16 protein-coding genes and 1 pseudogene are annotated in these 22,548 nt (G+C 73.5%); 14 read left to right on the plus strand and 3 right to left on the minus strand.

Annotated elements, in window-relative coordinates:
• Positions 1-302 precede the first annotated feature (302 nt).
• From LIU39_RS27215 to LIU39_RS27230, 4 genes are all read left to right on the plus strand, one after another.
• Positions 303-878, plus strand: a complete 576-nt coding sequence (locus tag LIU39_RS27215) for a CGNR zinc finger domain-containing protein (protein WP_227049549.1) — start codon at positions 303-305, stop codon at positions 876-878.
• A gap of 111 nt (positions 879-989) precedes the next feature.
• Entirely contained in the window at positions 990-3,566 is a 2,577-nt protein-coding gene (locus LIU39_RS27220; protein ID WP_227049550.1) for a HelD family protein, read from the plus strand.
• Positions 3,567-4,060: 494 nt separating this feature from the next.
• A complete protein-coding gene (locus LIU39_RS27225) occupies positions 4,061-5,494 on the plus strand; it encodes an NAD-dependent malic enzyme (protein WP_227049551.1) in 1,434 nt (477 codons plus the stop codon).
• A 311-nt stretch (positions 5,495-5,805) separates the two neighbouring features.
• Entirely contained in the window at positions 5,806-6,087 is a 282-nt protein-coding gene (locus LIU39_RS27230) for an HU family DNA-binding protein (RefSeq protein ID WP_004951951.1), read from the plus strand.
• A gap of 90 nt (positions 6,088-6,177) precedes the next feature.
• On the opposite strand, the gene LIU39_RS27235 is transcribed toward LIU39_RS27230, so the two are convergent.
• Positions 6,178-7,191, minus strand: a complete 1,014-nt coding sequence (locus LIU39_RS27235; protein WP_308409422.1) for an HAD-IA family hydrolase — start codon at positions 7,189-7,191, stop codon at positions 6,178-6,180.
• On the opposite strand from LIU39_RS27235, the gene LIU39_RS27245 reads away from it, so the two are divergent.
• A complete protein-coding gene (locus LIU39_RS27245; protein ID WP_227049552.1) occupies positions 7,115-7,525 on the plus strand; it encodes a TOBE domain-containing protein in 411 nt (136 codons plus the stop codon). The two genes, LIU39_RS27235 and LIU39_RS27245, sit on opposite strands and share 77 nt — an antisense overlap.
• Positions 7,526-7,576: 51 nt before the next feature.
• Here the strand turns inward: LIU39_RS27245 and murA are convergent, their stop codons facing one another.
• Positions 7,577-8,923, minus strand: a complete 1,347-nt coding sequence (gene murA / locus LIU39_RS27250) for a UDP-N-acetylglucosamine 1-carboxyvinyltransferase (RefSeq protein WP_227049553.1) — start codon at positions 8,921-8,923, stop codon at positions 7,577-7,579.
• A 297-nt stretch (positions 8,924-9,220) separates the two neighbouring features.
• On the opposite strand from murA, the gene LIU39_RS27255 reads away from it, so the two are divergent.
• On the plus strand, positions 9,221-9,892 hold the full coding sequence (locus LIU39_RS27255) for a YqgE/AlgH family protein (RefSeq protein WP_227049554.1): 672 nt from the start codon (positions 9,221-9,223) through the stop codon (positions 9,890-9,892).
• A 40-nt stretch (positions 9,893-9,932) separates the two neighbouring features.
• Here the strand turns inward: LIU39_RS27255 and LIU39_RS27260 are convergent, their stop codons facing one another.
• Positions 9,933-10,364, minus strand: a complete 432-nt coding sequence (locus LIU39_RS27260) for a LysR substrate-binding domain-containing protein (protein ID WP_227049555.1) — start codon at positions 10,362-10,364, stop codon at positions 9,933-9,935.
• A gap of 447 nt (positions 10,365-10,811) precedes the next feature.
• On the opposite strand from LIU39_RS27260, the gene LIU39_RS27265 reads away from it, so the two are divergent.
• The 8 genes and pseudogenes from LIU39_RS27265 to LIU39_RS27300 all read left to right on the plus strand — a co-directional run bounded on the left by LIU39_RS27265 (position 10,812) and on the right by LIU39_RS27300 (position 22,488).
• Positions 10,812-11,117, plus strand: coding sequence for a DUF3039 domain-containing protein (locus tag LIU39_RS27265; RefSeq protein WP_227049556.1), 306 nt, complete (start codon positions 10,812-10,814; stop codon positions 11,115-11,117).
• A gap of 307 nt (positions 11,118-11,424) precedes the next feature.
• Positions 11,425-12,722: pseudogene (locus LIU39_RS27270) on the plus strand (extracellular solute-binding protein).
• Positions 12,719-13,666, plus strand: coding sequence for a carbohydrate ABC transporter permease (locus LIU39_RS27275; protein ID WP_372464068.1), 948 nt, complete (start codon positions 12,719-12,721; stop codon positions 13,664-13,666). Before LIU39_RS27270 ends, LIU39_RS27275 begins: the two are co-directional and overlap by 4 nt.
• Positions 13,663-14,532: a carbohydrate ABC transporter permease gene (locus LIU39_RS27280; RefSeq protein ID WP_227049557.1), complete on the plus strand. Its 870-nt coding sequence runs from the start codon at positions 13,663-13,665 to the stop codon at positions 14,530-14,532. Before LIU39_RS27275 ends, LIU39_RS27280 begins: the two co-directional genes overlap by 4 nt.
• Before the next feature lies 1 nt (position 14,533).
• Entirely contained in the window at positions 14,534-16,198 is a 1,665-nt protein-coding gene (locus LIU39_RS27285; protein WP_227049558.1) for a beta-N-acetylhexosaminidase, read from the plus strand.
• A 310-nt stretch (positions 16,199-16,508) separates the two neighbouring features.
• Entirely contained in the window at positions 16,509-17,405 is an 897-nt protein-coding gene (locus LIU39_RS27290; protein ID WP_227049559.1) for an FAD binding domain-containing protein, read from the plus strand.
• Positions 17,402-20,152 (plus strand): 2Fe-2S iron-sulfur cluster-binding protein, encoded by a 2,751-nt coding sequence (locus LIU39_RS27295; RefSeq protein ID WP_227049560.1) that lies wholly within the window; start codon positions 17,402-17,404, stop codon positions 20,150-20,152. Before LIU39_RS27290 ends, LIU39_RS27295 begins: the two co-directional genes overlap by 4 nt.
• Positions 20,149-22,488, plus strand: coding sequence for a xanthine dehydrogenase family protein molybdopterin-binding subunit (locus LIU39_RS27300; protein WP_227049561.1), 2,340 nt, complete (start codon positions 20,149-20,151; stop codon positions 22,486-22,488). The genes LIU39_RS27295 and LIU39_RS27300 overlap by 4 nt, the downstream gene beginning before the upstream one ends.
• Positions 22,489-22,548: the final 60 nt, after the last annotated feature.

The raw sequence follows: 22,548 nt of genomic DNA on the forward strand, positions 1-22,548 counted from the left end.
CGGGGCCGACGGGCGGCGCGGGGGCCGAGCGGACTGGCCGCGGCGCCACGCCGGGGACTATACAGCAGTTGTATACGCAGAATGTATAGATAGGGGGTGTATGAGGGGACAGGAGACGAGCGGACCAACGCGCCTCGCGACGCGGGGAGTCGGCAGGGTTCCGGCCGGACCGCACGGCGGGGCACTCTGGAGGACGACGCACCGAGGGCGCGGGTTGGTTCTCCGGGCTCCCCGTCGTCGGGCAATTTCTCGCGCACAGTCCGTCCCGCTCGCACGGTTCGTCCAAAAGGAGTGACAGGAACATGGCGGCGCCTGGCGACCTGCGGTTCGACTGCGGGCGGATCTGCCTGGACCTGATGGCCACCGACGGCCCGCCGGCCGAACGGCTCACCGGGCCCGAGCAGTTGCGGACCTGGCTCGCCGGAGCCGGCGTGGTGCCCGGAGCCGCACCGCTGGACGGCGTCGACGGCCGCTGGGTCACCCGCTTTCGCACCCTGCGCGCACTGCTGCGCCGCGTGGTGCAGGACGAACTCCGCGGCCGGGCGGCCACCGGGGACCTGGACCTGCTCAACCGCACCGCGGCCGCCGCCGACCCGCCCGCCGTCCGCGCGGTCCGCGGCCCGGACGGCACCCTCGTCCGTGCCCTCCCCGGCCCGCCCGACTGCGCGGCGCTGCTGGCCGCGGTGGCACGGGACGCGGTCACGCTGCTGACCGACACCGCCGCCCGCGGGCAGCTGCGCCGCTGCGAGGGCGAGAGCTGCCCGCTGGTCTACCTGGACACCTCACGGGGGCGGCGCAGACGCTGGTGCTCCAGCTCGGCGTGCGGAAACCGCGCGCGGGTGGCCCGGCACCGGCGGCGGACGGCCGGCTCCCGCTGAGCGCCGGTGCCGGCAGGCCGGTGAGCCGCACCACGCCGGGGACCAGGTGCGCAGGCTGCTCGGTTCGCGTACGGTTGACGGCTGCCCTAGGAACAGCAGAAGGGGGCCTGGGTGGCCGCGCAGAACGCCACGCACGCACCGGATCACGCTTCGGACTCACTCGGCGAAGGAGTGCCGTCCGGCATCCGCGACCGCGAGATCGAAGCCGAGCAGACGCATCTGGACCGCGTCTACCGGCGCCTTGAGGAGAAAATCCACGAGGCGGAATTCCTGATGGACGACGCCGCCAAGCGCGGCCAGGTCGGCACGCCCGGCGCGTTCGCCGAGCGCGACGCGCAGGTCTTCCAGGCCGGCGTCCATCTGAACCGCCTCAATTCCGAGTACGAGGACTTCCTCTTCGGCCGGATCGACCTGCTTCTCGGCAAGGACGGCAAGAAGGGCCCGGACGGGGCGTACACCTCCGTCGAGCCCGCCGACGGCACGATCGTGAACAACCGCGCGACGATCGCCGAGACGCTGCACATCGGGCGCCTCGGAGTCCTCGACGCCGACTATTCACCCCTGGTCATCGACTGGCGGGCACCGGCCGCCGCGCCCTTCTACCGGGCCACCCCGGTGGCCCCGGGCCGGGTCGTGCGCCGCCGCGTCATCCGCTCCAAGGGCCGCAGGGTCCTCGGCGTCGAGGACGACCTGATGCGCCCGGACGTCACGGCGACGCTGAACGGCGAGGAGCTGCCCGCCATCGGCGACGGCGCCCTGATGGCCGCGCTCGGCCGGGCCCGCAGCCACGCCATGCGCGACATCGTCGCCTCCATCCAGGCCGAGCAGGACATGGTGATCCGGGCGCCCGCCGCGTCCGTCACCGAGGTCGAGGGCGGCCCCGGCACCGGCAAGACCGCCGTCGCCCTGCACCGCGCCGCCTACCTCCTCTACCAGGACCGCCGCCGCTACGCGGGCGGCATCCTGATCGTCTCGCCGACGCCGCTGCTGGTCGCCTACACCGAAGGCGTGCTGCCCTCGCTCGGCGAGGAGGGCCAGGTCGCCATCCGGGCGCTCGGCTCGCTCGTCGAGGGCGCGGACGCGTCGGGCGGGGGCGGCCCGAAGGGCCTCGATGAGGGGCGGCGGTCGGGCGACGGAGGGGCGTACGACCCGCCCGAGGTCTCCCGGATCAAGGGTTCGAGCCGGATGCAGAGGCTGCTGCGCAAGGCGGCACGCGGGGCGCTGGAGGCGGCGGCGGGCGGCGAGGGTGCCAGGCCCGCGCGGCCGCGGTCCGGCGCCGCCAGGGCAGGCGAAGCGTCCGATGCGGGCGGCCAGTTGTCCCTGGAGGGCCTCTTCGCGTCCGCCGGCGACCCGGAACCCGGCGAGGACGCCGCGCCGGGCCGAACCGCGGCGCCCGACCGGCTGCGGGTGGTGGCCTTCGGCGGCCGCATCGAACTGGAGGCGGCCGAGCTGCGCCGCATCAGGCAGGCCGCGCTCGGCGGCACCGCCCCGGTCAACCTGCTGCGCCCGCGCGCCCGCAGGCTGATCCTGGACGCCCTGTGGACCAAGTCGGGGGCCGACCGGCGCCACGCCGACCCCGAACTGGCCGCCGAGGCCCGCCAGGGCTTCGACGAAGACCTCCTCACCGAACCGGACTTCCAGCACTTCCTGGACGCCTGGTGGCCGGAGCTGACCCCGCGCGGGGTGCTGGCCGCGATGGCCGACGAGCGCCGGCTCGGCCGCTGGGCCCGTCGCATCCTCACCCCGCGCGAGGTGCGCCGGCTGGCCCGCTCGCTGCGCCGCCTGGACCCCGCGGGCCAGGGCCCGCTGTCGGTGCACGACATCGCGCTGCTGGACGAACTCCAGCTGATCCTGGGCACCCCGGCCCGCCCGGCCAGAGCGCGCGAGGCCGACCCGCTGGACCACCTGACCGGCCTGGAGGAGCTGACCACCTACGCGGACCGCAGCTCATCGGGCCGCAGCCGCCGCGAGCGCCTGGAGGAGGAGCGCACCGACTACGCCCACGTGATCGTCGACGAGGCACAGGATCTGACGCCGATGCAGTGGCGGATGGTCGGGCGCCGCGGCCGGCACGCCACCTGGACCGTCGTCGGCGACCCGGCGCAGTCCTCGTGGTCCGACCCGGACGAGGCGGCCGAGGCCCGCGACGAGGCGCTCGGCACCCGCCCGCGCCGCCGCTTCACGCTCACCGTCAACTACCGCAACCCCGCGGAGATCGCCGAACTGGCCGCCAAGGTGCTGGCGTTGGCGATGCCCGGCATGGAGTCGCCGGCCGCGGTCCGCTCCACCGGGCTCAGGCCGCGGTTCGCCGTCGCCCCGGTGGCGGGCAAGCGCGGCGCGGCCGCCGACGAGGCGCTGGCGCGGGCCACCGTCGAGGAGGCCGGGCGGCTGCTCGACGAGGTGGAGGGCACGGTCGGGGTGGTCGTGGCGATGCAGCGCAGGGAGCAGGCGCGCGGCTGGCTGGCCGGTCTCGGCGACCGGGTGGTCGCCCTCGGCTCGCTGGAGGCCAAGGGCCTGGAGTACGACGCGACGCTGGTGGTCGCCCCCGCGGAGATCGCCGACGAGTCGCCGGCCGGGCTGCGGGTGCTCTACGTCGCGCTGACCCGGGCCACCCAGCAGCTGACGGTGCTCTCCGGCAGCCGCGACGAGCCGGACGCCCAGGGGGTGCCCGACCTGCTGCGGGACTGAGCCGCGTGCCGGGGCACGGCGGTGCCGCGGAAGCCTGCCGGAGCGGCCGTCCGAGGGGTCTTGGAAAAGGCGGCCCGGGACGGGATTCGCTTCTCGGGATGGTTTGTTAGCCTTGGTGACGGCACCGGCCCGATCCAAGCCCCCGGGCCCAACCATCGTCGCTACGAGCGACCACTTGCCGCGAGGCGAGCATGGCGGGTCGGTGTCGTCAGATCGTGTCAACGGGCGCTTCTCCTCCGGGAGAAGCGCCCGTACGCGTTCCGGGGCCGGCTGGGCGGGGCGCCTTCGGCCCGCGGCCGGAAGCCGGTGCCCGGAAAGGGTTCCGCTCGGCAGAACACCTCTCGTATGGTGGAAGAGTCTTTTCGTTATTTGTGGCTGGTTACCGTATACCGGCTGGTAGGTGGGACGATCGGACCACGCGCTCCGGATTCGGTACCCCCGAGTCACGGAGCGGCGCGCAGAGTGAAAACCAGGGAAAGCAGAGGAAGTCGGCCATGGCAACGGCGCCTAGCGTCTCGTATTCGATGACGGTGCGACTGGAAGTTCCCGCGAGCGGCACCGCCGTCAGCCAGCTCACCACGGCCGTGGAGTCCTCCGGCGGGTCGGTCTCCGGCCTCGACGTGACCGCCTCCGGCCACGAAAAACTCCGGATCGACGTCACCATCGCCGCGACCTCCACCGCGCACGCCGACGAGATCGTCGGCAAGCTGCGCGGCATCGAGGGGGTTTCGCTCGGCAAGGTCTCGGACCGTACGTTCCTGATGCACCTCGGCGGCAAGATCGAGATGTCGTCGAAGCACCCCATCCGCAACCGCGACGACCTCTCGATGCTCTACACGCCTGGTGTCGCCCGCGTCTGCCAGGCCATCGCGGACAACCCCGAGGACGCCCGCCGCCTGACCATCAAGCGCAACAGCGTCGCCGTCGTCACCGACGGCTCCGCCGTGCTGGGCCTGGGCAACATCGGCCCCAAGGCCGCGCTGCCGGTCATGGAGGGCAAGGCGGCCCTGTTCAAGCGGTTCGCCGGCATCGACGCGTGGCCGCTGTGCCTGGACACCCAGGACAGCGACGCGATCGTGGAGATCGTCAAGGCCATCGCCCCCGGCTTCGCCGGCATCAACCTGGAGGACATCTCCGCGCCGCGCTGCTTCGAGATCGAGGCCCGGCTGCGCGAGGCCCTCGACATCCCGGTCTTCCACGACGACCAGCACGGCACCGCCATCGTGGTGCTCGCGGCCCTCACCAACGCGCTGCGCGTGGTCGGCAAGAAGACCGAGGACGTGCGGGTCGTGATGTCCGGCGCCGGCGCCGCGGGCACCGCCATCCTCAAGCTGCTGATCGCGGCCGGCGTGCGCCATGCCGTCGTCGCCGACATCCACGGCGTCGTGCACGCGGGCCGTACGGACCTGGTCGACGCCGACCCGGATTCGCCGCTGCGCTGGATCGCCGACAACACCAACCCGGAGGGTGTCACCGGCACCCTCAAGGAGGCCGTGGTCGGCGCGGACGTCTTCATCGGCGTCTCGGCCCCGAACGTCCTGGACGGCGACGACGTCGCGAAGATGGCGGACGGCGCGATCGTCTTCGCCCTCGCCAACCCGGACCCCGAGGTCGACCCGGCCATCGCCCGGCAGACCGCGGCCGTCGTGGCCACCGGCCGCTCCGACTTCCCGAACCAGATCAACAACGTGCTGGTCTTCCCCGGCGTCTTCCGCGGCCTGCTGGACGCCCAGTCCCGTACGGTGAACACCGAGATGATGCTGGCCGCGGCCGGCGCGCTCGCGGACGTCGTCCTGGAGGACGAGGTCAACCCGAACTACATCATCCCCAGCGTCTTCAACGACAAGGTCGCGGGCGCTGTGGCCGATGCGGTGCGGGAAGCGGCGAAGACCGCGGATCCGACTGTGACGGCTGCCACGGCGCTCTGAGTACGGCGCGTCGCGTGACACGCCGTAGCGGACGCGCCCATAGGCTGGCGGGCAGCAAACGGCACCCCGCCCTGTGGGGCCGGCCGGCCCGGAGCGGCACGGTGCGGAACGTCACCAGGACGAGGCGGTGACGGCTTTCCGTGTGACCCTCCAGGGTGCCGGATTGGCTTTACCGCCGCAGGTGGGGGCAGGATGCGTAACCGGGCGCGAGGGTCTGGCAGCAGACCCGGGTCCGGGGACTGTCCGAGGGCCCTGGCAGCATCGGCTTCGATCTCACGCCTCATTGGCAAGAAGAACACGGGAGTACAAACATGAACCGCAGTGAGCTGGTGGCCGCTCTGGCCGATCGTGCCGAGGTGACCCGCAAGGACGCCGACGCCGTTCTGGCCGCCCTCGCCGAGACCGTCGGTGAGGTCGTCGCCAAGGGCGACGAGAAGGTCACCATCCCCGGCTTCCTGACCTTCGAGCGCACGCACCGTGCCGCTCGCACCGCTCGTAACCCGCAGACCGGCGAGCCGATCCAGATCGCTGCCGGCTACAGCGTGAAGGTCTCCGCGGGCTCCAAGCTCAAGGAAGCCGCCAAGGGCAAGTAAGTCCTCAGCACGGCACTGAAGGGCGGCCGCCCCCTCCCCGGGGGTGGCCGCCCTTCTGCATGCGCCCGTACGGACCGCTGGGAGCGCCGCTCAGGCCGCCGGGGCGAAGGGGAGGGCCGCCAGGTCCACGTCCTCCAGAGAGGCGAGCACGGCGGTCCGTGGCCCCGGTGCGATGCCCGGCACGGTCGGCACCGCCAGCAGCCGGCAGCCCGCGGCCAGCGCGGCGGCGGCGCCGGTGGGGGTGTCCTCCACGGCCAGGCAGTCCGCGGGCGCGACGCCGAGGCGGGCGGCCGCGGCCAGATACGGGTCAGGGTGCGGCTTGCCCAGCGGTGTCTCGCCGGAGGTCACCGACACCGCGAAGCGGTCGGCGCCCAGCGTGCGCAGCACCAGATCCGCCACGTGCCGCTCGGACGCGGTCACCAGGGCCGCCGGTATCCCCAGCGCACGGGCCCGGTCCAGCAGCCGCAGCGCACCGGGCCGGACGGTGACACCGGCAGCCACCCGGGCGGTGAAGTCGCGGTCCAGGAGTGCGGCCGTCGCCGCCGGGTCCGGGCCGATGCCGTAGCCGTCCGCCAGCAGCTCGGCCGCGGTGTCCACCGGGGCGCCGGCGAACGGGGCCAGCGCGTCGGGCCCGTCCGGGGCGCCGTGTGCGCGCAGCAGGGCGGCCACCGTCGCCAGCCACTGGTGCTCGGTGTCGACGAGGGTGCCGTCCATGTCGCACAGCAGGGCTGCGGGGAGGGCGGGGCCCGGGGCGTGGGGAGAGGACATGCGGGCTCGCAGTTCGCTGGGGGGACCGGGGGCGGGAGACGGTGACCTGGGCGGTCGGTCGGCCGGGGTGCGGGCCAGGGGGTTGGCCTGGGTGGAATTGCGCACGGTGCAGACCGCGGCGCCCGGATGGTAGCGGTCGTCGGAGGTCTCGACGGGGCGGCCCTCGGCCGTGGTGGTGGTGCGCCGTACCCGCAGCAGCGGGCTGCCGCGGCGTACCCGCAGCCCACGTGCGTCGACGGCGCCGGCGGTCACCGCGTCGATGTGGTGCTCGCCGTGCGCGAAGACCAGGCCGGGCGACTCCAGGTCGAACTGTTCGGCCGCCGGCTGCCGGTCCACGGCGACGCACCCGCGTCGGGGCGCCGAAGTCGATGTCCTGCTGCGCCCCGAGGGCCTCGCCGTCCGCCCGGAAGCGAGCACGGGCGGGGGAGCGGACGCAACGGCGCGTGCGGACGGAGGGGCGGCGCGTGCGGACACGGCGGGCGCGCCGGCGACCGTACGGGTCGCGACCTTCCTCGGCGCCACCACCCGGCTGCATCTGACCTGCGAGGACGGCACCGGCGTCAAGGCCGACCTGCCCAGCTGGGAAGCCGGCGGCCTGGCTCCCGGGGCACGGTGCGTGCTGCTGCCGCACGACAACCCGGTGCTGGTGGCCGAACGCGGGGCGCGGTAACGGACGGTGGGGCCGGGAGCCGCTCGTCGGCCCCGGCCCCACCTGCGTGCCTCAGTCCCGCAGCGCGCCGTTCGGCAGCTCGACCTTGGCGCCCAGGGTGACGAGCTTCTCCATGAAGTTCTCGTAGCCGCGGTTGATCAGGTCGATGCCGTGCACCCGCGATGTGCCCTGGGCGGCCAGCGCCGCGATCAGGTACGAGAAGCCGCCGCGCAGGTCGGGGATGACCAGGTCGGCGCCTTCGAGCTTGGTCGGTCCCGAAACCACCGCGGAGTGCAGGAAGTTGCGCTGCCCGAAGCGGCAGGCGGAGCCGCCCAGGCACTCGCGGTAGAGCTGGATGTGCGCGCCCATCTGGTTCAGCGCGGAGGTGAAGCCGAGCCGGGACTCGTACACCGTCTCGTGGACGATGGACAGGCCGGACGCCTGGGTCAGCGCCACGACCAGCGGCTGCTGCCAGTCCGTCTGGAAGCCGGGGTGGACGTCGGTCTCCAGGGCGATGGCGTCCAGCGAGCCGCCCGGGTGCCAGAAGCGGATGCCCTCGTCGTCGATCTCGAAGGCGCCGCCGACCCGGCGGAAGGTGTTGAGGAAGGTCATCATCGACCGCTGCTGTGCGCCGCGGACGTAGATGTTGCCCTCGGTGGCCAGCGCCGCGGACGCCCAGGAGGCGGCCTCCAGGCGGTCCGGGAGGGCGCGGTGGGTGTAGCCGTCGAGCTTGTCGACACCGGTGATCCGGATCGTCCGGTCGGTGTCCATGGAGATGATCGCGCCCATTTTCTGCAGGACGCAGATCAGGTCCTCGATCTCCGGCTCCACGGCCGCGTTCGACAGCTCGGTGACGCCCTCGGCCAGGACCGCGGTCAGCAGCACCTGTTCGGTCGAGCCGACCGACGGGTACGGCAGCCGGATCTTGGTGCCGCGCAGCCGCTGCGGGGCCTCCAGGTACTGCCCGTCGGCGCGCTTCTCGATCGTCGCGCCGAACTGGCGCAGCACGTCGAAGTGGAAGTCCACCGGGCGGCCGCCGATGTCGCAGCCGCCCAGGCCCGGGATGAAGGCGTGGCCGAGGCGGTGCAGCAGCGGGCCGCAGAACAGGATCGGGATGCGCGAAGAGCCCGCGTGCGCGTCGATGTCCGCGACGTTGGCGCTCTCCACGTGCGACGGGTCGAGGATCAGCTCACCCGGCTCCTCGCCGGGGCGCACCGTGACGCCGTGCAGTTGCAGCAGCCCGCGCACGACGCGTACGTCGCGGATGTCGGGGACGTTGCGCAGCCGGCTGGGACCGCTGCCGAGCAGGGCCGCGACCATGGCCTTGGGCACGAGGTTCTTCGCACCGCGAACCCGGATCTCGCCCTCCAGCGGGGTGCCGCCGTGGACAAGGAGTACGTCGTCAGTAGAGACGGTCATGGATCTCGCGTTCCTGGAGACGGGCAGGGGCCAATGAGAAATGGTACGGGGGCCGGAGGGGGTGCCCGTAGGGCCGTGCGGGCTTCGGGCTTGTAATGGCTTTGTCACAACACGCTCGGCTACGAGCCGCCTTTGATCTGTAATCGCCATTTGGCCGAAAAGGACGGCGAATGTCTCGAATGCGCCTTCTGTCGGCGGGAATGTGCGCCGGTGCTGCCGCCGTACGCCCTGCCCTGCTCTCGCACGGGTCCTGGCGTTGACTCCCCGCTCCGGGCCGAAGTGCGGGATCATGTCGCCATGACCGAGGTGTCCTCGCTCACAGGCCGGCTGCTCGTCGCGACGCCCGCGCTCGCCGACCCGAATTTCGACCGCGCGGTGGTGCTGCTCCTCGATCACGACGAGGAGGGCTCACTCGGCGTGGTCCTCAACCGCCCCACCCCGGTGGGGGTCGGCGACATCCTCGCGCCCTGGGCCGCGCTGGCCGGCGAGCCAGGAGTGGTCTTCCAGGGCGGCCCGGTGTCGCTGGACTCCGCACTCGGCGTCGCGGTGATCCCCGGCGGCCTGTCCGGCGCGGACGGCGTCGCCACCCTGGAGAGCGGCGTGCGGCCCGGAGCGGCCGAGGCCGCGGCGGCCGGGGCGCGGGCGGATGCCCCGCACGGCGGCCTGCCGGAGGAGGAGCCGCTGGGGTGGCGCAGGGTGCACGGCGCGATCGGCCTGGTGGACCTGGAGACCCCGCCGGAACTGCTGGCCACGGTGCTGGGCAGCCTGCGGATCTTCGCGGGCTACGCGGGCTGGGGGCCGGGGCAGTTGGAGGAGGAGCTGGTCGACGGTGCCTGGTACGTCGTCGATTCCGAACCGGGCGATGTCTCGTCGCCCGACCCCGAACAGCTGTGGCGCGCGGTCCTGCGGCGGCAGCGCAACGAACTGGCGATGGTGGCCACGTATCCGGACGACCCGTCGCTGAACTGACGGATCCGTCAGGGCGGCTCCCGGAGCGCCCCGGCGTCCTTCAGGCCGCGAGGGCGAGCGCGGAGAAGCACTCCGCCGGCGGGTGCGCGTCGCGGGCCGGGAGGGCGAGGCGTACGGGCACCGGCGGCGCGTTCTTCAGGCGCAGATAGCGGATTCCGGGGTGGCTGTGCCGCCGGGCGACGGGCTCCGGGGCGACTCCCACGCCGTGTCCCGCGGCGACGGCTTCCAGCCACTCGTCGAAGTTCCCTGCCGTGCGGGCCAGTTGGGGGCGACGGCCCGCGGGCCACGGTTCCGGGCGGGTGCTGCCGTTGACGGTGTTGACCACCAGCGGCAGCTCCGCCGGCTCCGCCCGGTCCAGGACCCGGCGTCCGGCCGCGGCCCGTACGGCGGCCGCGTCGCCCGTGCGCGTCTTCTGCCGGGCGGTGGCCGCCGCGCGGGAGAGCGCGGCGACCCGAGGTTCGTGCAGCAGCACCGTGGGGTGCGGGCGGGGTGCCCGGCAGTGTGCCGGCCGGGCCGCTGGTGGACCGTACGGGACGGGTCCGTGTGCTGGTCGGCGGGGTGTTGGTGGTGCTCGTCGCGGCGCAGGCGCTGCTTCCGTCGCCGACGTCGGCGGCGCTGCCCGGTGCGGTGGTCGCGCTGGTCGCCTGGGGAGCGGCGGGCTGGGCGCTGCAGGTGCCCCCGGCAGCACCGGCTGGAGCTGGGCGCGGACCGCGGCCCGATCGTTCTCGCGCTGAACGCCTCGGCGCTCTACCTGGGCAGTGCGGTCGGCTCGGCGCTGGGCGGCCTCGCGCCGGTCGGGGGCTCGCGCCGTACGCGCTGCCGTGGGTCGCGGCCGGGGTGGCGGCCCTGGGTCTCGCCGTGCACGGGGCGGCGGACCGACGGTCCCGGGTCGCCGTGCGCGTGAGTACCCTTGGCAGTTATGACCACTCCTCTTGAGCCCGAGCGCGGGGCAGGTACGGGAACCCTCGTAGAGCCGACACCGCAGGTGTCGCACGGCGACGGAGACCACGAGCGCTATGCCCACTATGTCCAGAAGGACAAGATCATGGCGAGCGCCCTCGACGGCACGCCCGTCGTGGCGCTGTGCGGCAAGGTCTGGGTTCCGGGCCGCGACCCGAAGAAGTACCCGGTCTGCCCGATGTGCAAGGAGATCTACGAGTCCATGAGCGCCGGTGGCGACAAGGACAAGGGCGGCAAGGACGGTAAGGACGGCGGCAAGAAGTAGCCGTCGGGCCCGCCGCGGCGCGGTGGGCCGCGCCGTGCGGGCCCGCGCACTCCGCCTGTGGGGGTGAGCGGCCGCCGGTGTGCAGGTGTCGGGCCAGGGCCCGGGTCTTTCGTGGACCCGGGCCCTGCGTCGTGCCCGGGGGCGGGTGCGGCCGGTTCCGGGTGGTGTGCCGGGCCGTCGGTCACGGAGTGGTGGAGACCTCTGGTGATCCCTTGTCCGGCCGGGCAACCGCCCTTAACCTCCTGTGGATTGTGCACTGCGAAACGATCGTTGCGTATGTTGCAACAACGAGTCGGAGGGTTCCGCCATGCACCTTTCTGCCCGAACATCCGCCGCAGCCACGGCACTTGCCCTGGCCACGCTCACCGCCACCGCCTGCGCACCGTCCACCGCAGGCCCCGGCGCCTCCGGCGACGCCGCCACCGGCACCGTGCGCGTCTGGCTCTTCCGCGAGGTCGACAACGCCCCCAAGGAGAAGGCGGTCCAGCAGGCCGTCGCCGCCTTCACCGCCGCTCACAAGGGCGTCAAGGTCACCGTCGACTACATACCCGTCGATACCCGCGCCGAGCGCATCAAGGCCGCCTTCAACGATCCCGCGAGCGCCCCGACGTGATCGAGTACGGCAACACCGACACCGCCGGCTACGTCAAGGACGGCGGACTCGCCGACGTCACCGAGGAGTTCGGCGCCTGGCCGGAGGGCAAGGACACCGACGCCACCGCCAAGCGGTCGGTGACCGTGGACGGAAAGATCTACGGCGCGCCGCTGTTCGTCGGCGTCCGCGCGCTCTACTACCGCACCGACGTCTTCAAGGATCTGCACCTCGCGCCGCCCGCCACCCAGGCCCAATTGGCCGCCGCAGCACGGAAGATCCACCGCGCCAGGCCCGGCATGTACGGCCTGGCGGTCGGCGGCGCGTACACCTACGGCGCGCTGCCGTTCCTCTGGGCGGCGGGCGGCGAACTCGCCACCCGCAAGGGCGGCGGCTACACCGCGGCCGTCAACAGCCCCGCCGCGAAACAGGGCATCGCCGCCTACACCGGCCTGTTCGGCGACGACAACTGCCCGGCGTCGAAGTGCGCCGACATGGGCGGCAACGACACCGTCACCGCCTTCGCCGCGGGCAAGGCGGGCATGGCCATCGGCGGCGACTTCAACCACCAGGCCATCGAGGCGGGCCAGGCCAAGGGCCGGTACGCGGTCGTCCCGCTGCCCGGCGTCCGCAAGGGCGAGATCGCGCCGGCCTTCGCGGGCGGCAACAACATCGGCGTCCTCAAGAGCAGCGGCCACCGCACCCTCGCCGTCGGCCTGATGAAGCAGCTGGCAGGCAAGAAGACCCAGCGCGCGCTGTTCGACGCGATGGGCTTCCTGCCCACCTACACCGACGTACGGGCCGAGGCCGCCGCCCGCCGGCCCTATCTCGCGCCCTTCGTCAAGACCCTGGACGCCGGCGCCGAGTTCGTCCCCGCCTCGCCCGGCTGGGGCGCCATCGACGCCTCGCAGGTGCTGCCGACCATGTTCCAGCAGATCGTCAGCGGCCGGAAGGACATCGACGCCGCCGCCGACGCCGCCGCGCAGGCGATGGACGAGGTCTTCCGCAAGTGAGCGGCGCGAGCACCCTGAGCCACGCGCGCATCACCCGTACCGGGAAGAGACGCAGCGGCGGCTGGACGCCCTGGCTGTATCTCGCCCCCGCGCTGGCCGTCCTCGGCGGACTGCTGGTCTACCCCATCTACCAACTCGGCCTGATCTCGTTACTCGAATACACCCAGGCACAGGTCAGCGGCGGCGAACCGACCACCTTCCAGGGCCTGGCGAACTACGCCGAACTGTTCGGCGACACCCGGTTCTGGCAAGTCCTGCTGGCCACCGTGCTGTTCGCGGCCGCCTGCGTCCTCGCCACCCTGGCCGTGGGCTGCGCCCTCGCCGTCCTGCTCACCCGGATCCGTGCGCTGCCCCGGCTCGCTCTGATGCTCGCCGCGCTCGGGGCCTGGGCGACCCCCGCCATCACCGGATCCACGGTCTGGCTCTTCCTCTTCGACCCCGACTTCGGCCCGGTCGACAAGGTCCTTTCGGCCCTCGGCCTGAGCGGCTTCGCCCACTACTCCTGGACCTACGACCGCTACACCGCCTTCGCGCTGGTCCTCCTCGAAGTCGTCTGGTGCTCCTTCCCGTTCGTGATGGTCACCGTCTACGCCGGGATCCGCGCGATACCCGGCGAGGTACTGGAGGCCGCGGCCCTGGACGGCGCCTCGCAGTGGCGGACCTGGCGCAGCGTGCTGGCACCGATGCTGCGGCCGATTCTCGTCGTCGTCACCCTCCAGTCGGTGATCTGGGACTTCAAGGTCTTCACCCAGATCTACGTCATGACCAACGGCGGCGGCATCGCCAAACAGAACCTCGTCCTGAACGTCTACGCGTACCAGACCGCCTTCGCCTCCGCCCAGTACAGCCTCGGCTCGGCGATCGGCGTCGTGATGCTGCTGATCCTGCTCGCGGTGTCACTCGGCTATCTGCGGCTGCTGCGGCGCCAGGGGGAGGAGCTGTGACACCACCCCGTCCACGGCGCATCCGCAGGCCCTGGCGGCTTGCCGCGGAGGCCGGTGCGCTGCTCATCGCCGCCGCCGTCGCCTTCCCGCTCTACTGGATGGTGCTGTCGGCCTTCAAACCGGCAGGAGAGGTGCAGTCGGGCACGCCGCGCCCCTGGACCCTCGCCCCCTCGCTCGACGCCTTCCGGCGCGTCTTCCAACAGCAGGATTTCGGCCGCTACTTCCTCAACAGCCTGTTCGTCGCGGGAGTCGTGGTCCTCGCGTCGGCCCTGATCGCGTTCCTCGCCGCCACCGCGGTGACCCGCTTCCGCTTCCGGTTCCGTACGACGCTGCTCGTGATGTTCCTGGTCGCGCAGATGGTGCCGGTCGAGGCGCTCACCATCCCGCTGTTCTTCCTGATGCGGGACCTCGGCGGGGTGGTGCCCGGTGTCGGCCTCAACACCCTCGGCTCGCTGATCCTGCCGCACCTCGCCTTCTCCCTCCCGTTCGCCATCTGGATGCTGCGCGGCTTCGTCAAGGCCGTACCGGAAGCCCTGGAGGAGGCCGCCTACCTGGACGGCGCGAGCCGAGCCCGCTTCCTGTGGCAGATCCTCTTCCCGCTCGTCCTCCCCGGACTCATCGCGACCAGCGTCTTCTCCTTCATCTCCACCTGGAACGACTTCCTGTTCGCCAAGTCCTTCCTCATCAGCGCCACCGAGAACTCCACGCTCCCCATGGCACTGCTCGTCTTCTTCAAACCGGACGAGAACGACTGGGGCGGCATCATGGCGGCATCGACCGTGATGACCCTCCCCGTGCTCGTCTTCTTCGTACTCGTACAGCGCCGGCTGGTCTCTGGCCTCGGCGGCGCGGTGAAGGACGGTTGACATGAACGACACCGAAGGCACCACGACGCACCACGTCATTCCGCTTCCGCGGCGGGCCGACGGCACGGCGGACGGCGGCGCGGGCTGCCTCCTGGACGAGGGCACCGGGATCGAGGCGCAGCCCGGCACCGCATGCGTCGCACAGTGGCTGCGGGCCACCGTCGGAGCCGCCACCGGCCTGCCGCTGCCGCCCCATGACGTCTCCTGCACCAGCCGCATCCTGCTGCGCATCGCACCGGAGACCGGGCGTGAGCTCGGCCCCGAGGGCTACCGCCTCGTCATCGGGGACGGGCTCGTCACCCTGGAGGGCGGCGGCGAAGCCGGGCTGTTCTGGGGCGCCCAGACCCTCCGTCAACTCCTCGGCCCCGACGCCTTCCGGCGGGCCCCGCTCGCCCCTGACCTCCGCGCCTGGCCGCTGCCTGCCCTGCGCATCGACGACGCGCCCCGCTTCGCCTGGCGCGGCACGATGCTCGACGTGGCCCGGCACTTCACGCCCAAGGACGGCGTCCTACGCTGGATCGACCTGCTGGCCGCGCACAAACTGAACGTCCTGCACCTGCACCTGACCGACGACCAGGGCTGGCGCATCGAGATCGCACGCCACCCCGAACTCACCCGCACCGGCAGCTGGCGCGAACGCACCAAACTCGGCCACCGCGCCTCCCCGCTCTGGGACGAGCGCCCGTACGGCGGTCACTACACCCAGGACGACATCCGCGAGATCGTCGCGTACGCCGCCCAGCGGCATATCACCGTCGTCCCGGAGATCGACATCCCCGGCCACTCGCAGGCCGCCATCGCGGCGTACCCCGAACTCGGCAACACCGACGTCATCGACACCACCTCCCTGAAGGTATGGGACACCTGGGGCGTCAACCCGAACGTACTCGCCCCCACTGACAACACCCTCCGCTTCTACGAAGAGGTCCTGGAGGAGGTGCTGGAACTCTTCCCCTCGCCGTTCGTGCACATCGGCGGCGACGAATGCCCCAAGGACCAGTGGAAGGCGTCCGCCACCGCGCAGGCCCGCATCGCCGAACTCGGCCTGGACGGCGAGGACGGGCTGCAGAGCTGGTTCATCCGGCACTTCGACCGCTGGCTCGCCGACCGCGGCCGGCGGCTCATCGGCTGGGACGAGATCCTCGAAGGCGGCCTCGCCCGGGGTGCCGCCGTCGCCTCCTGGCGCGGCTACGCGGGCGGGGTCGCCGCCGCCCGCGCGGGCCACGACGTCGTCATGTGCCCCGAGCAGCAGGTCTACCTGGACCACCGTCAGCACCCGGGCCCCGACGAGCCGGTACCGCTCGGCTTCGTACGGACCCTGGAGGACGTCTACCGCTTTGAACCGCTGCCGCCGCAGCTGACGGACAGCGAGGCCGCGCACGTGCTCGGCACCCAGGCCAACGTCTGGACCGAGGTCATGGAAAGTCAGCAGCGCATCGACTACCAGGTCTTTCCCCGCCTCGCCGCGTTCGCCGAGGTCGCCTGGTCGCAGCTGCCGGCCCCCAAGGACCGCGACTACCAGGAATTCACCCGGCGGATGACCGTCCACTACCGCCGGCTCGACGCCCTGGGGGTCGCCTACCGCCCGCCGACCGGCCCGCTTCCTTGGCAGAAGCGCCCCGGACTGCTCGGACGCCCGATCGAGGGGGCGCCCCCAAACGTGTGAGCCCGAGTGCAAGGAGGGCGCCCGTGCGGCCGGTCCCTGGGACCGTGGTCCGCGCACCGCCGCACGGGCGGCCCGCACCGTACGACGACCACGCCCGACGCACCACCAGGAGGGCCATCGCGCCTTCTTCGGGGCTCCTCGGCACGGCGGACGAAACCGGACCAGCTCACCCGTCGGGGGCGGAATACCGCTTCGTGGACCCTCGCGCCGTGGGCCCGGGAAGATGTGCCAGAGTTGCCACGTCCGGGCCGTGAGCACGTACCGTACGGCGGAGCGGAACTGCCGGGACACCGGGGAAGGGGCAGCTGGCTTGACCATGCACGCACCGCAGGCGTCGCACACGGTGACGTTGCCGGCCTCGCTCGACGAGGCGGTGGCGGCGCTCACCGCCATGCCCGCCGCCGTACCCGTCGCGGGCGGCACCGATCTCATGGCGGCGGTCAACGCCGGACTCCTCAGACCGGCCGGTCTGGTGGGCCTCGCCCGGATCAGCGAAATCCGCGGCTGGCAGTACCAGGACGGCCACGCACTGCTCGGCGCCGGACTCACCCTCGCCCGCATCGGACGCCCCGACTTCGCCGCGCTGATCCCGGGACTCGCCGCCGCCGCCCGCGCGGCAGGCCCCCCGCAGATCCGCAACGCAGGGACGCTCGGCGGCAACATCGTCAGTTCCGCGCCGACCGGCGACACCCTGCCGGTGCTCGCCGCCCTGGAAGCCACCCTGATCATCGCGGGCCCCGGGGGCGACCGGCGCGAGATCCCGGTCAGCCATCTCCTGGCCGGCCGCGAGATGCTGCGGCCCGGTGAACTCGTCGGCTACGTACGGGTGCCGCTGCTGCACGCCCCGCAGACCTTCCTCAAGGCCACCGGCCGCACCGGACCGGGCCGCGCCACCGCGTCCGTCGCGCTGGTACTCGACCCGGCCAGGCGCGGCGTGCGCTGCGCGGTGGGCGCGGTCGCCGCGATGCCGCTGCGCCCCCTGGAGGCCGAGCAGTGGGTGGCCTCCCTCATCGACTGGGACGGCGAACGCGGCCTGGTACCGGAGGCGCTGGCGGCCTTCGGTGACTACGTCGCCGCCGCCTGCATCCCCGACCCGGCGCCGCCGCAGGACGGCTCCGAGCCGCAGACCCTGCCGCCCGCCGCGCTGCACCTGCGCCGTACGGTGGCAGCCCTGGCCCGCCGCGCACTTGGGAGGGCGCTCTCGTGAGCGACGACAACCGCAGGCAGCAGCCTGAACAGGGCTGGCAGCCGCTGCCGCAGGGCGGCGAGTACGAGCAGGAGGCCACGGCCTTCGTGCAGCTGCCCGAAGGCTTCACCACCGGCGCCCTGGGCGGCACCGGGGCACCGGGCGACTACTACGCGCCCGGCGCCGACCCGCTCGCCGCCCCCGGCCACGGCTACGTCCCGCCCGCCTCCTTCACCCCGCCGATCCCCGGCGCCGGCACCGACCCGTCGGCCACCGGCCAGTGGACGATGCCGTTCGCAGGCCCCTCCGCCGGATACGCCGATCCGTCGGCCGGCTACCCGGCCCAGGACGCCGCGCACCAGGGCCCGTCGGCGGGCCACCCGGCCAACGCGCCCGGAGACGACCGGCAGTGGGGCGGCGACCGGGTCGACTGGCCGGTCGCGGGCAGCGCCGAGGCGGCAGGCACGGGATCGTGGTCGGTGCCCGCCGCACCGGACGACGTCCTGGACGAATCCGGCGAATACCTCGTCGGCAACGACGGCCTGACCGCACATCCGGGCCACCCGGGACAGGGCGGCCACCAAGGCGGCTACGGCGACCCGGGCCAGGGCTACGCCCGCTCCGGCGACACGTACGGCCAGGGCATCAGCTACGGGGCGTCCGGCGACACCTACGGCGGCCAGGCCGGCGGCTACGGGCACTCCGGAGACACCTACGGCGGAGCGCACGGCCTCTACGGCAACGCGCCCGGCACCCCGCAGGGCACCGGGCAGGACACGGTCCACGACGGCGGCGCCGCGCACGACGCGGGGCACGGCACCGGAGCCGGACACGGCGCAGGGCACGGCCCTGACGTCGGCACCGGGCAGCCCGACCACCGGCACTTCCCCATCGGGCAGCCGCCCGCCGGCGGCCACGCCCCGGACGGCACGGACCTCCCGGCCGCCCCGGAGCCCGCGGGCCACCCCATGGCACAGGACCCGCTGTTCGGCGGCATCGCGGACGAGGCGTACGCACCCGGCGGCGGCCTTCCGGGCCAGGACGGCACGCACCGGGCGGACGCCCCCTACGGGACCGGTCCGGCCGTCCCGGAGGCCCCGGCAGGCGGCGCGACCGGCCACTGGTCGCTGCCTGCCGACGCCCTGGCCCAGTGGCCGCCGGCCGCCGATGCCGCACCCCGGCACGACACCCCCGATGCCCCGGACCACGGCCCGGCGGACGGCACCGAAGGCGGCGCGCCGGTCGGCGGATCGCCGTGGACGGTCCCGGCGCCTCGCGACGAACAGCCGGACGCAGCGGGCCGGTTCACGGCCGACACGGCGCGCGAGACCGGATACGGGACGTACCCGGCGTACGAGGCCGCGCCCTACGAAGGACCGCACCCCGGCACGGCGACGCCTGCACCCGGCATGACGCCGGAGGCCCTCGACGGGCCGGACGCGCCCCAGGCCGGGCCCACCGGGACGGCCACGGAGCAGGAACAGGACCGGGAGCAGGAGCACGCGGACGCCGTCCCGGAGACGCACGCGATTCCGGAGACGCACGCTGTCCCGGAGACGCACGCGACCCCGGAGACACACGCTGTCCCGGAAGCGGCCGTGGCCCCGGAGGCGGATGCCCCGGAGGGCGACGCCGTCGGTGGGACCTTCGCGTCGGCCCAGCCCCCGGTTCACGGCGGGCCCGAGGACGCCGCAGGTGCGGCAATCGCGGCGGCGGGCGCGGCTGTTGCCGCCGACGCCGGCCCGGCGGACACCGCGACCGGCCCGTCCGCCCCTGCCGCCCCGGAGGCAGTGGCGGCCCCCGCCGCACCCGGTGGTGACCTTCACGCCGCGCCGGAATCGGAGCCAACCACCGCCAACGGCCCGGCAGTTCCCGTCGAGCCCCACGGCCCGGCCGCCGAGCACGGCGACCCGTCCGACCCGGCAGCCCTGGCCACCGACCCGGCACCCGGCACCCCGGAGTCCACCCCGCACTCCGACCCCGAGAACGCCCCCCAGGACAGCCCCCAGGGTGCCCCCGAAGGCACCCCCCAGGTCGTCCCGCACTACGACCCCGACCTCGCCGGGGGCTCCGACGCCTACGCCGAGGAGCATCCGCACGCCTCGTACGTGCTGCGGGTCAACGGCGCCGACCGGCCGGTCACCGACGCGTGGATCGGCGAGTCGCTGCTCTACGTCCTGCGGGAGCGGCTGGGGCTTGCCGGGGCCAAGGACGGCTGTTCGCAAGGGGAGTGCGGGGCCTGCTCGGTCCAGGTGGACGGCCGGCTGGTCGCCTCCTGCCTGGTGCCCGCGGCCACGACGGCCGGGTGCGAGGTCCGCACGGTGGAGGGGCTCGCGCAGAACGGCGCGCCGTCCGACGTGCAGCGCGCGCTCGCCGCTTCCGGTGCGGTGCAGTGCGGCTTCTGCGTACCGGGCATGGCGATGACGGTGCACGACCTGTTGGAGGGCAACCACGCTCCCAGCGAGCTGGAGACCCGTAAGGCGCTGTGCGGCAACCTCTGCCGCTGCTCCGGCTATCGCGGGGTGCTGGACGCCGTCGACGCGGTCGTCCAGGCCCGTGCCCAGGTATCCGAGGCGGCGGCCGCCCCCCAGGCCCCGGCCGACACTGCCCGCATTCCCCACCAGGCGGGCCCCGCCGACCCCGAGGGCCGTGCCCCGCACGACCCGGCAGCGTACGAGAACGAGCACACCGGCCACCACCCCGGCGACCCGCACGGGCCGCACCACCAGGGGCCGGGTGCCGATCCGCAGACGGGAGGCCCCGCATGAGCGGTACGACCGACGGAGCCGGAGCCGCCACCGCGACCCCCCCGGCCGGCATCCCGATTCCCCCCGTCGAGCCGCCGCCGCACGGTCTGGGCGTCTCCCTGCCGCCCGCCGACGCCCCGGCGAAGACCCAGGGGACGTTCCCGTACGCCGCCGACCTGTGGGCCGAGGGACTGCTGTGGGCCGCGGTGCTGCGCTCCCCGCATCCGCGCGCGCGGATCGTGTCCCTGGACACCCGGCAGGCCGCCGAGATGCCCGGGGTGCGGGCCGTCATCACGCACGAGGACGTCCCGGGCGACGCCGGGCACGGCCGGGGCACCGCCGACCGGCCGGTGTTCGCCAAGGACGAGGTGCGCCACCACGGCGAGCCGATCGCCGCGGTCGCCGCCGACCACCCCGACACCGCCCGGCTCGCCGCCGCGGCCATCGCCGTCGAGTACGAACTGCTGGACGCCGTCACCGACCCGCAACTCGCCTTCGAGGCCGAGCCGTTGCACCCGGACGGCAACCTCATCCGGCACATCCCGCTCCGCTTCGGTGACGCCGAGGCGGTCGGTGAGGTGATGGTCGAGGGGCTCTACCGGATCGGCCGCCAGGACCCCGCGCCCATCGGGGCCGAGGCCGGGCTCGCCGTGCCGCGCCCCGACGGCGGGGTGGAGATCTACACCGCGTCCACCGATCCGCACACCGACCGCGACCTGGCCGCCGCCTCCTTCGGCCTCGACCCGGAGCGCGTCAAGGTCGTGGTGACCGGCGTGCCCGGGGCGACCGCCGACCGCGAGGACCCCGGTATCCAGCTCTCCCTGGGGCTGCTCGCGCTGCGCACCGGCTGCCCCGTCAAGCTCGCCGCCACCCGCGAGGAGTCCTTCCTCGCCCACGCGCACCGCCACCCGACCCTGCTGCGCTATCGCCACCATGCCGACGGCGAGGGCCAGTTGGTGAAGGTGGAGGCGCAGATCCTGATGGACGCCGGTGCCTACGCGGACACCTCGGCCGATGCGCTGGCCGCCGCCGTCTCCTTCGCCTGCGGCCCGTACGTCGTGCCGCACGCCGTGATCGAGGGCTGGGCGGTGCGCACCAACAACCCGCCGTCAGGACACATGCGCGGCGAGGGCGCGCTTCAGGTCTGCGCGGCCCACGAGGGCCAGATGGACAAGCTGGCGGCCAGGCTGGGGCTCGAACCGGACGAGATCCGCAGGCGCAATGTGATGGCCACCGGTGACCTGCTGCCCACGGGACAGACGGTCACCTGCCCCGCCCCGGTCGGCGAACTGCTGCGCGCCGTCAAGGAAGCGCCGCTGCCGGACCTGCCCAAGGACACCCCCGAAGCGGAGTGGCTGCTTCCGGGCGGTCCCGAGGGCGCGGGGGAGCCGGGCGCGGTGCGCCGGGGCGTCGGGTACGCGCTGGGCATGGTGCACATGCTGGGCGCCGAGGGCGCCGACGAGGTGTCCACCGCGACGGTCAAGGTCAGCGGATCCGTCGCCACCGTCATCTGCTCCGCTGTCGAGACCGGCGGCGGATTCTCCACCCTGGCCCGGCAGATCGTGCAGGAGACGCTCGGCGTCGACGAGGTCCACGTCGCCGGTGTCGACACCGACCAGCCGCCCGCCGGGCCCGCCTGCCACGGACGGCACACCTGGGTCTCCGGCGGCGCCGTCGAGCGGGCGGCCAAGATGGTCCGTACGCAGCTGCTCCAGCCGCTGGCCCACAAGTTCGGGATGTCCACCGAGCTGCTGCAGATCACCGACGGCAAGATCACGTCGTACGACGGGGTGCTCAGCACGACCGTCGCCGAGGCGCTGGACGGCAAGGAACTGTGGGCCACCGCCCAGTGCCGGCCGCACCCCACCGAACCGCTCGACGACACCGGGCAGGGCGACGCCTTCGTCGGGCTCGCCTTCTGCGCGATCCGCTGTGTCGCCGATGTCGACATCGAACTGGGCACCATCCGGGTCGTGGAGATGTCGGTCGCCCAGGATGTCGGCCGGGTGCTCAACCCCCGGCAGCTGCGGGCGCGCATCGAGGCCGGTGTCACGCAGGGCCTGGGCGCCGCGCTCATGGAGAACCTGCGGACCACCCGCGGCCTGGTGCGGCACCCGGACCTGACCGGCTACGCGCTGCCGACGGCACTGGACGCGCCGGACATCCGGATCGTCAAGCTCGTCGAGGAACGCGACGTGGTGGCGCCGTTCGGTGCCAAGGCCGCCAGCGCCATCCCGGTCGTCACCTCGCCCGCCGCGGTGGCATCGGCGGTCCGCGCGGCCACCGGACGCCCCATCGGCCGCCTCCCGATCCGCCCGCAGGCGGCGGTGGCGCAGGCGACGACGCAGGCTAACTGAGACGGCAACCTGGCCGAACAGCGGACAGGGCGGTCCACCCGTAGGTGACCCGCCCTGTCC

This window comes from Streptomyces pinistramenti, assembly GCF_020564935.1.
In the GTDB taxonomy this organism is placed as follows: Bacteria; Actinomycetota; Actinomycetes; order Streptomycetales; family Streptomycetaceae; genus Streptomyces; species Streptomyces pinistramenti.

What these genes read in the sequence shown, in the direction of transcription:
- LIU39_RS27225 (WP_227049551.1), top strand. Translation starts at nt 4,061, where the DNA reads ATGGCAACGGCGCCTAGCGTCTCGTATTCGATGACGGTGCGACTGGAA.
- LIU39_RS27300 (WP_227049561.1), top strand. Translation starts at nt 20,149, where the DNA reads ATGAGCGGTACGACCGACGGAGCCGGAGCCGCCACCGCGACCCCCCCG.
- LIU39_RS27265 (WP_227049556.1), top strand. Translation starts at nt 10,812, where the DNA reads ATGACCACTCCTCTTGAGCCCGAGCGCGGGGCAGGTACGGGAACCCTC.
- LIU39_RS27285 (WP_227049558.1), top strand. Translation starts at nt 14,534, where the DNA reads ATGAACGACACCGAAGGCACCACGACGCACCACGTCATTCCGCTTCCG.
- LIU39_RS27230 (WP_004951951.1), top strand. Translation starts at nt 5,806, where the DNA reads ATGAACCGCAGTGAGCTGGTGGCCGCTCTGGCCGATCGTGCCGAGGTG.
- murA (WP_227049553.1), bottom strand. Translation starts at nt 8,923, where the DNA reads ATGACCGTCTCTACTGACGACGTACTCCTTGTCCACGGCGGCACCCCG.
- LIU39_RS27255 (WP_227049554.1), top strand. Translation starts at nt 9,221, where the DNA reads ATGACCGAGGTGTCCTCGCTCACAGGCCGGCTGCTCGTCGCGACGCCC.
- LIU39_RS27215 (WP_227049549.1), top strand. Translation starts at nt 303, where the DNA reads ATGGCGGCGCCTGGCGACCTGCGGTTCGACTGCGGGCGGATCTGCCTG.
- LIU39_RS27245 (WP_227049552.1), top strand. Translation starts at nt 7,115, where the DNA reads ATGTGGTGCTCGCCGTGCGCGAAGACCAGGCCGGGCGACTCCAGGTCG.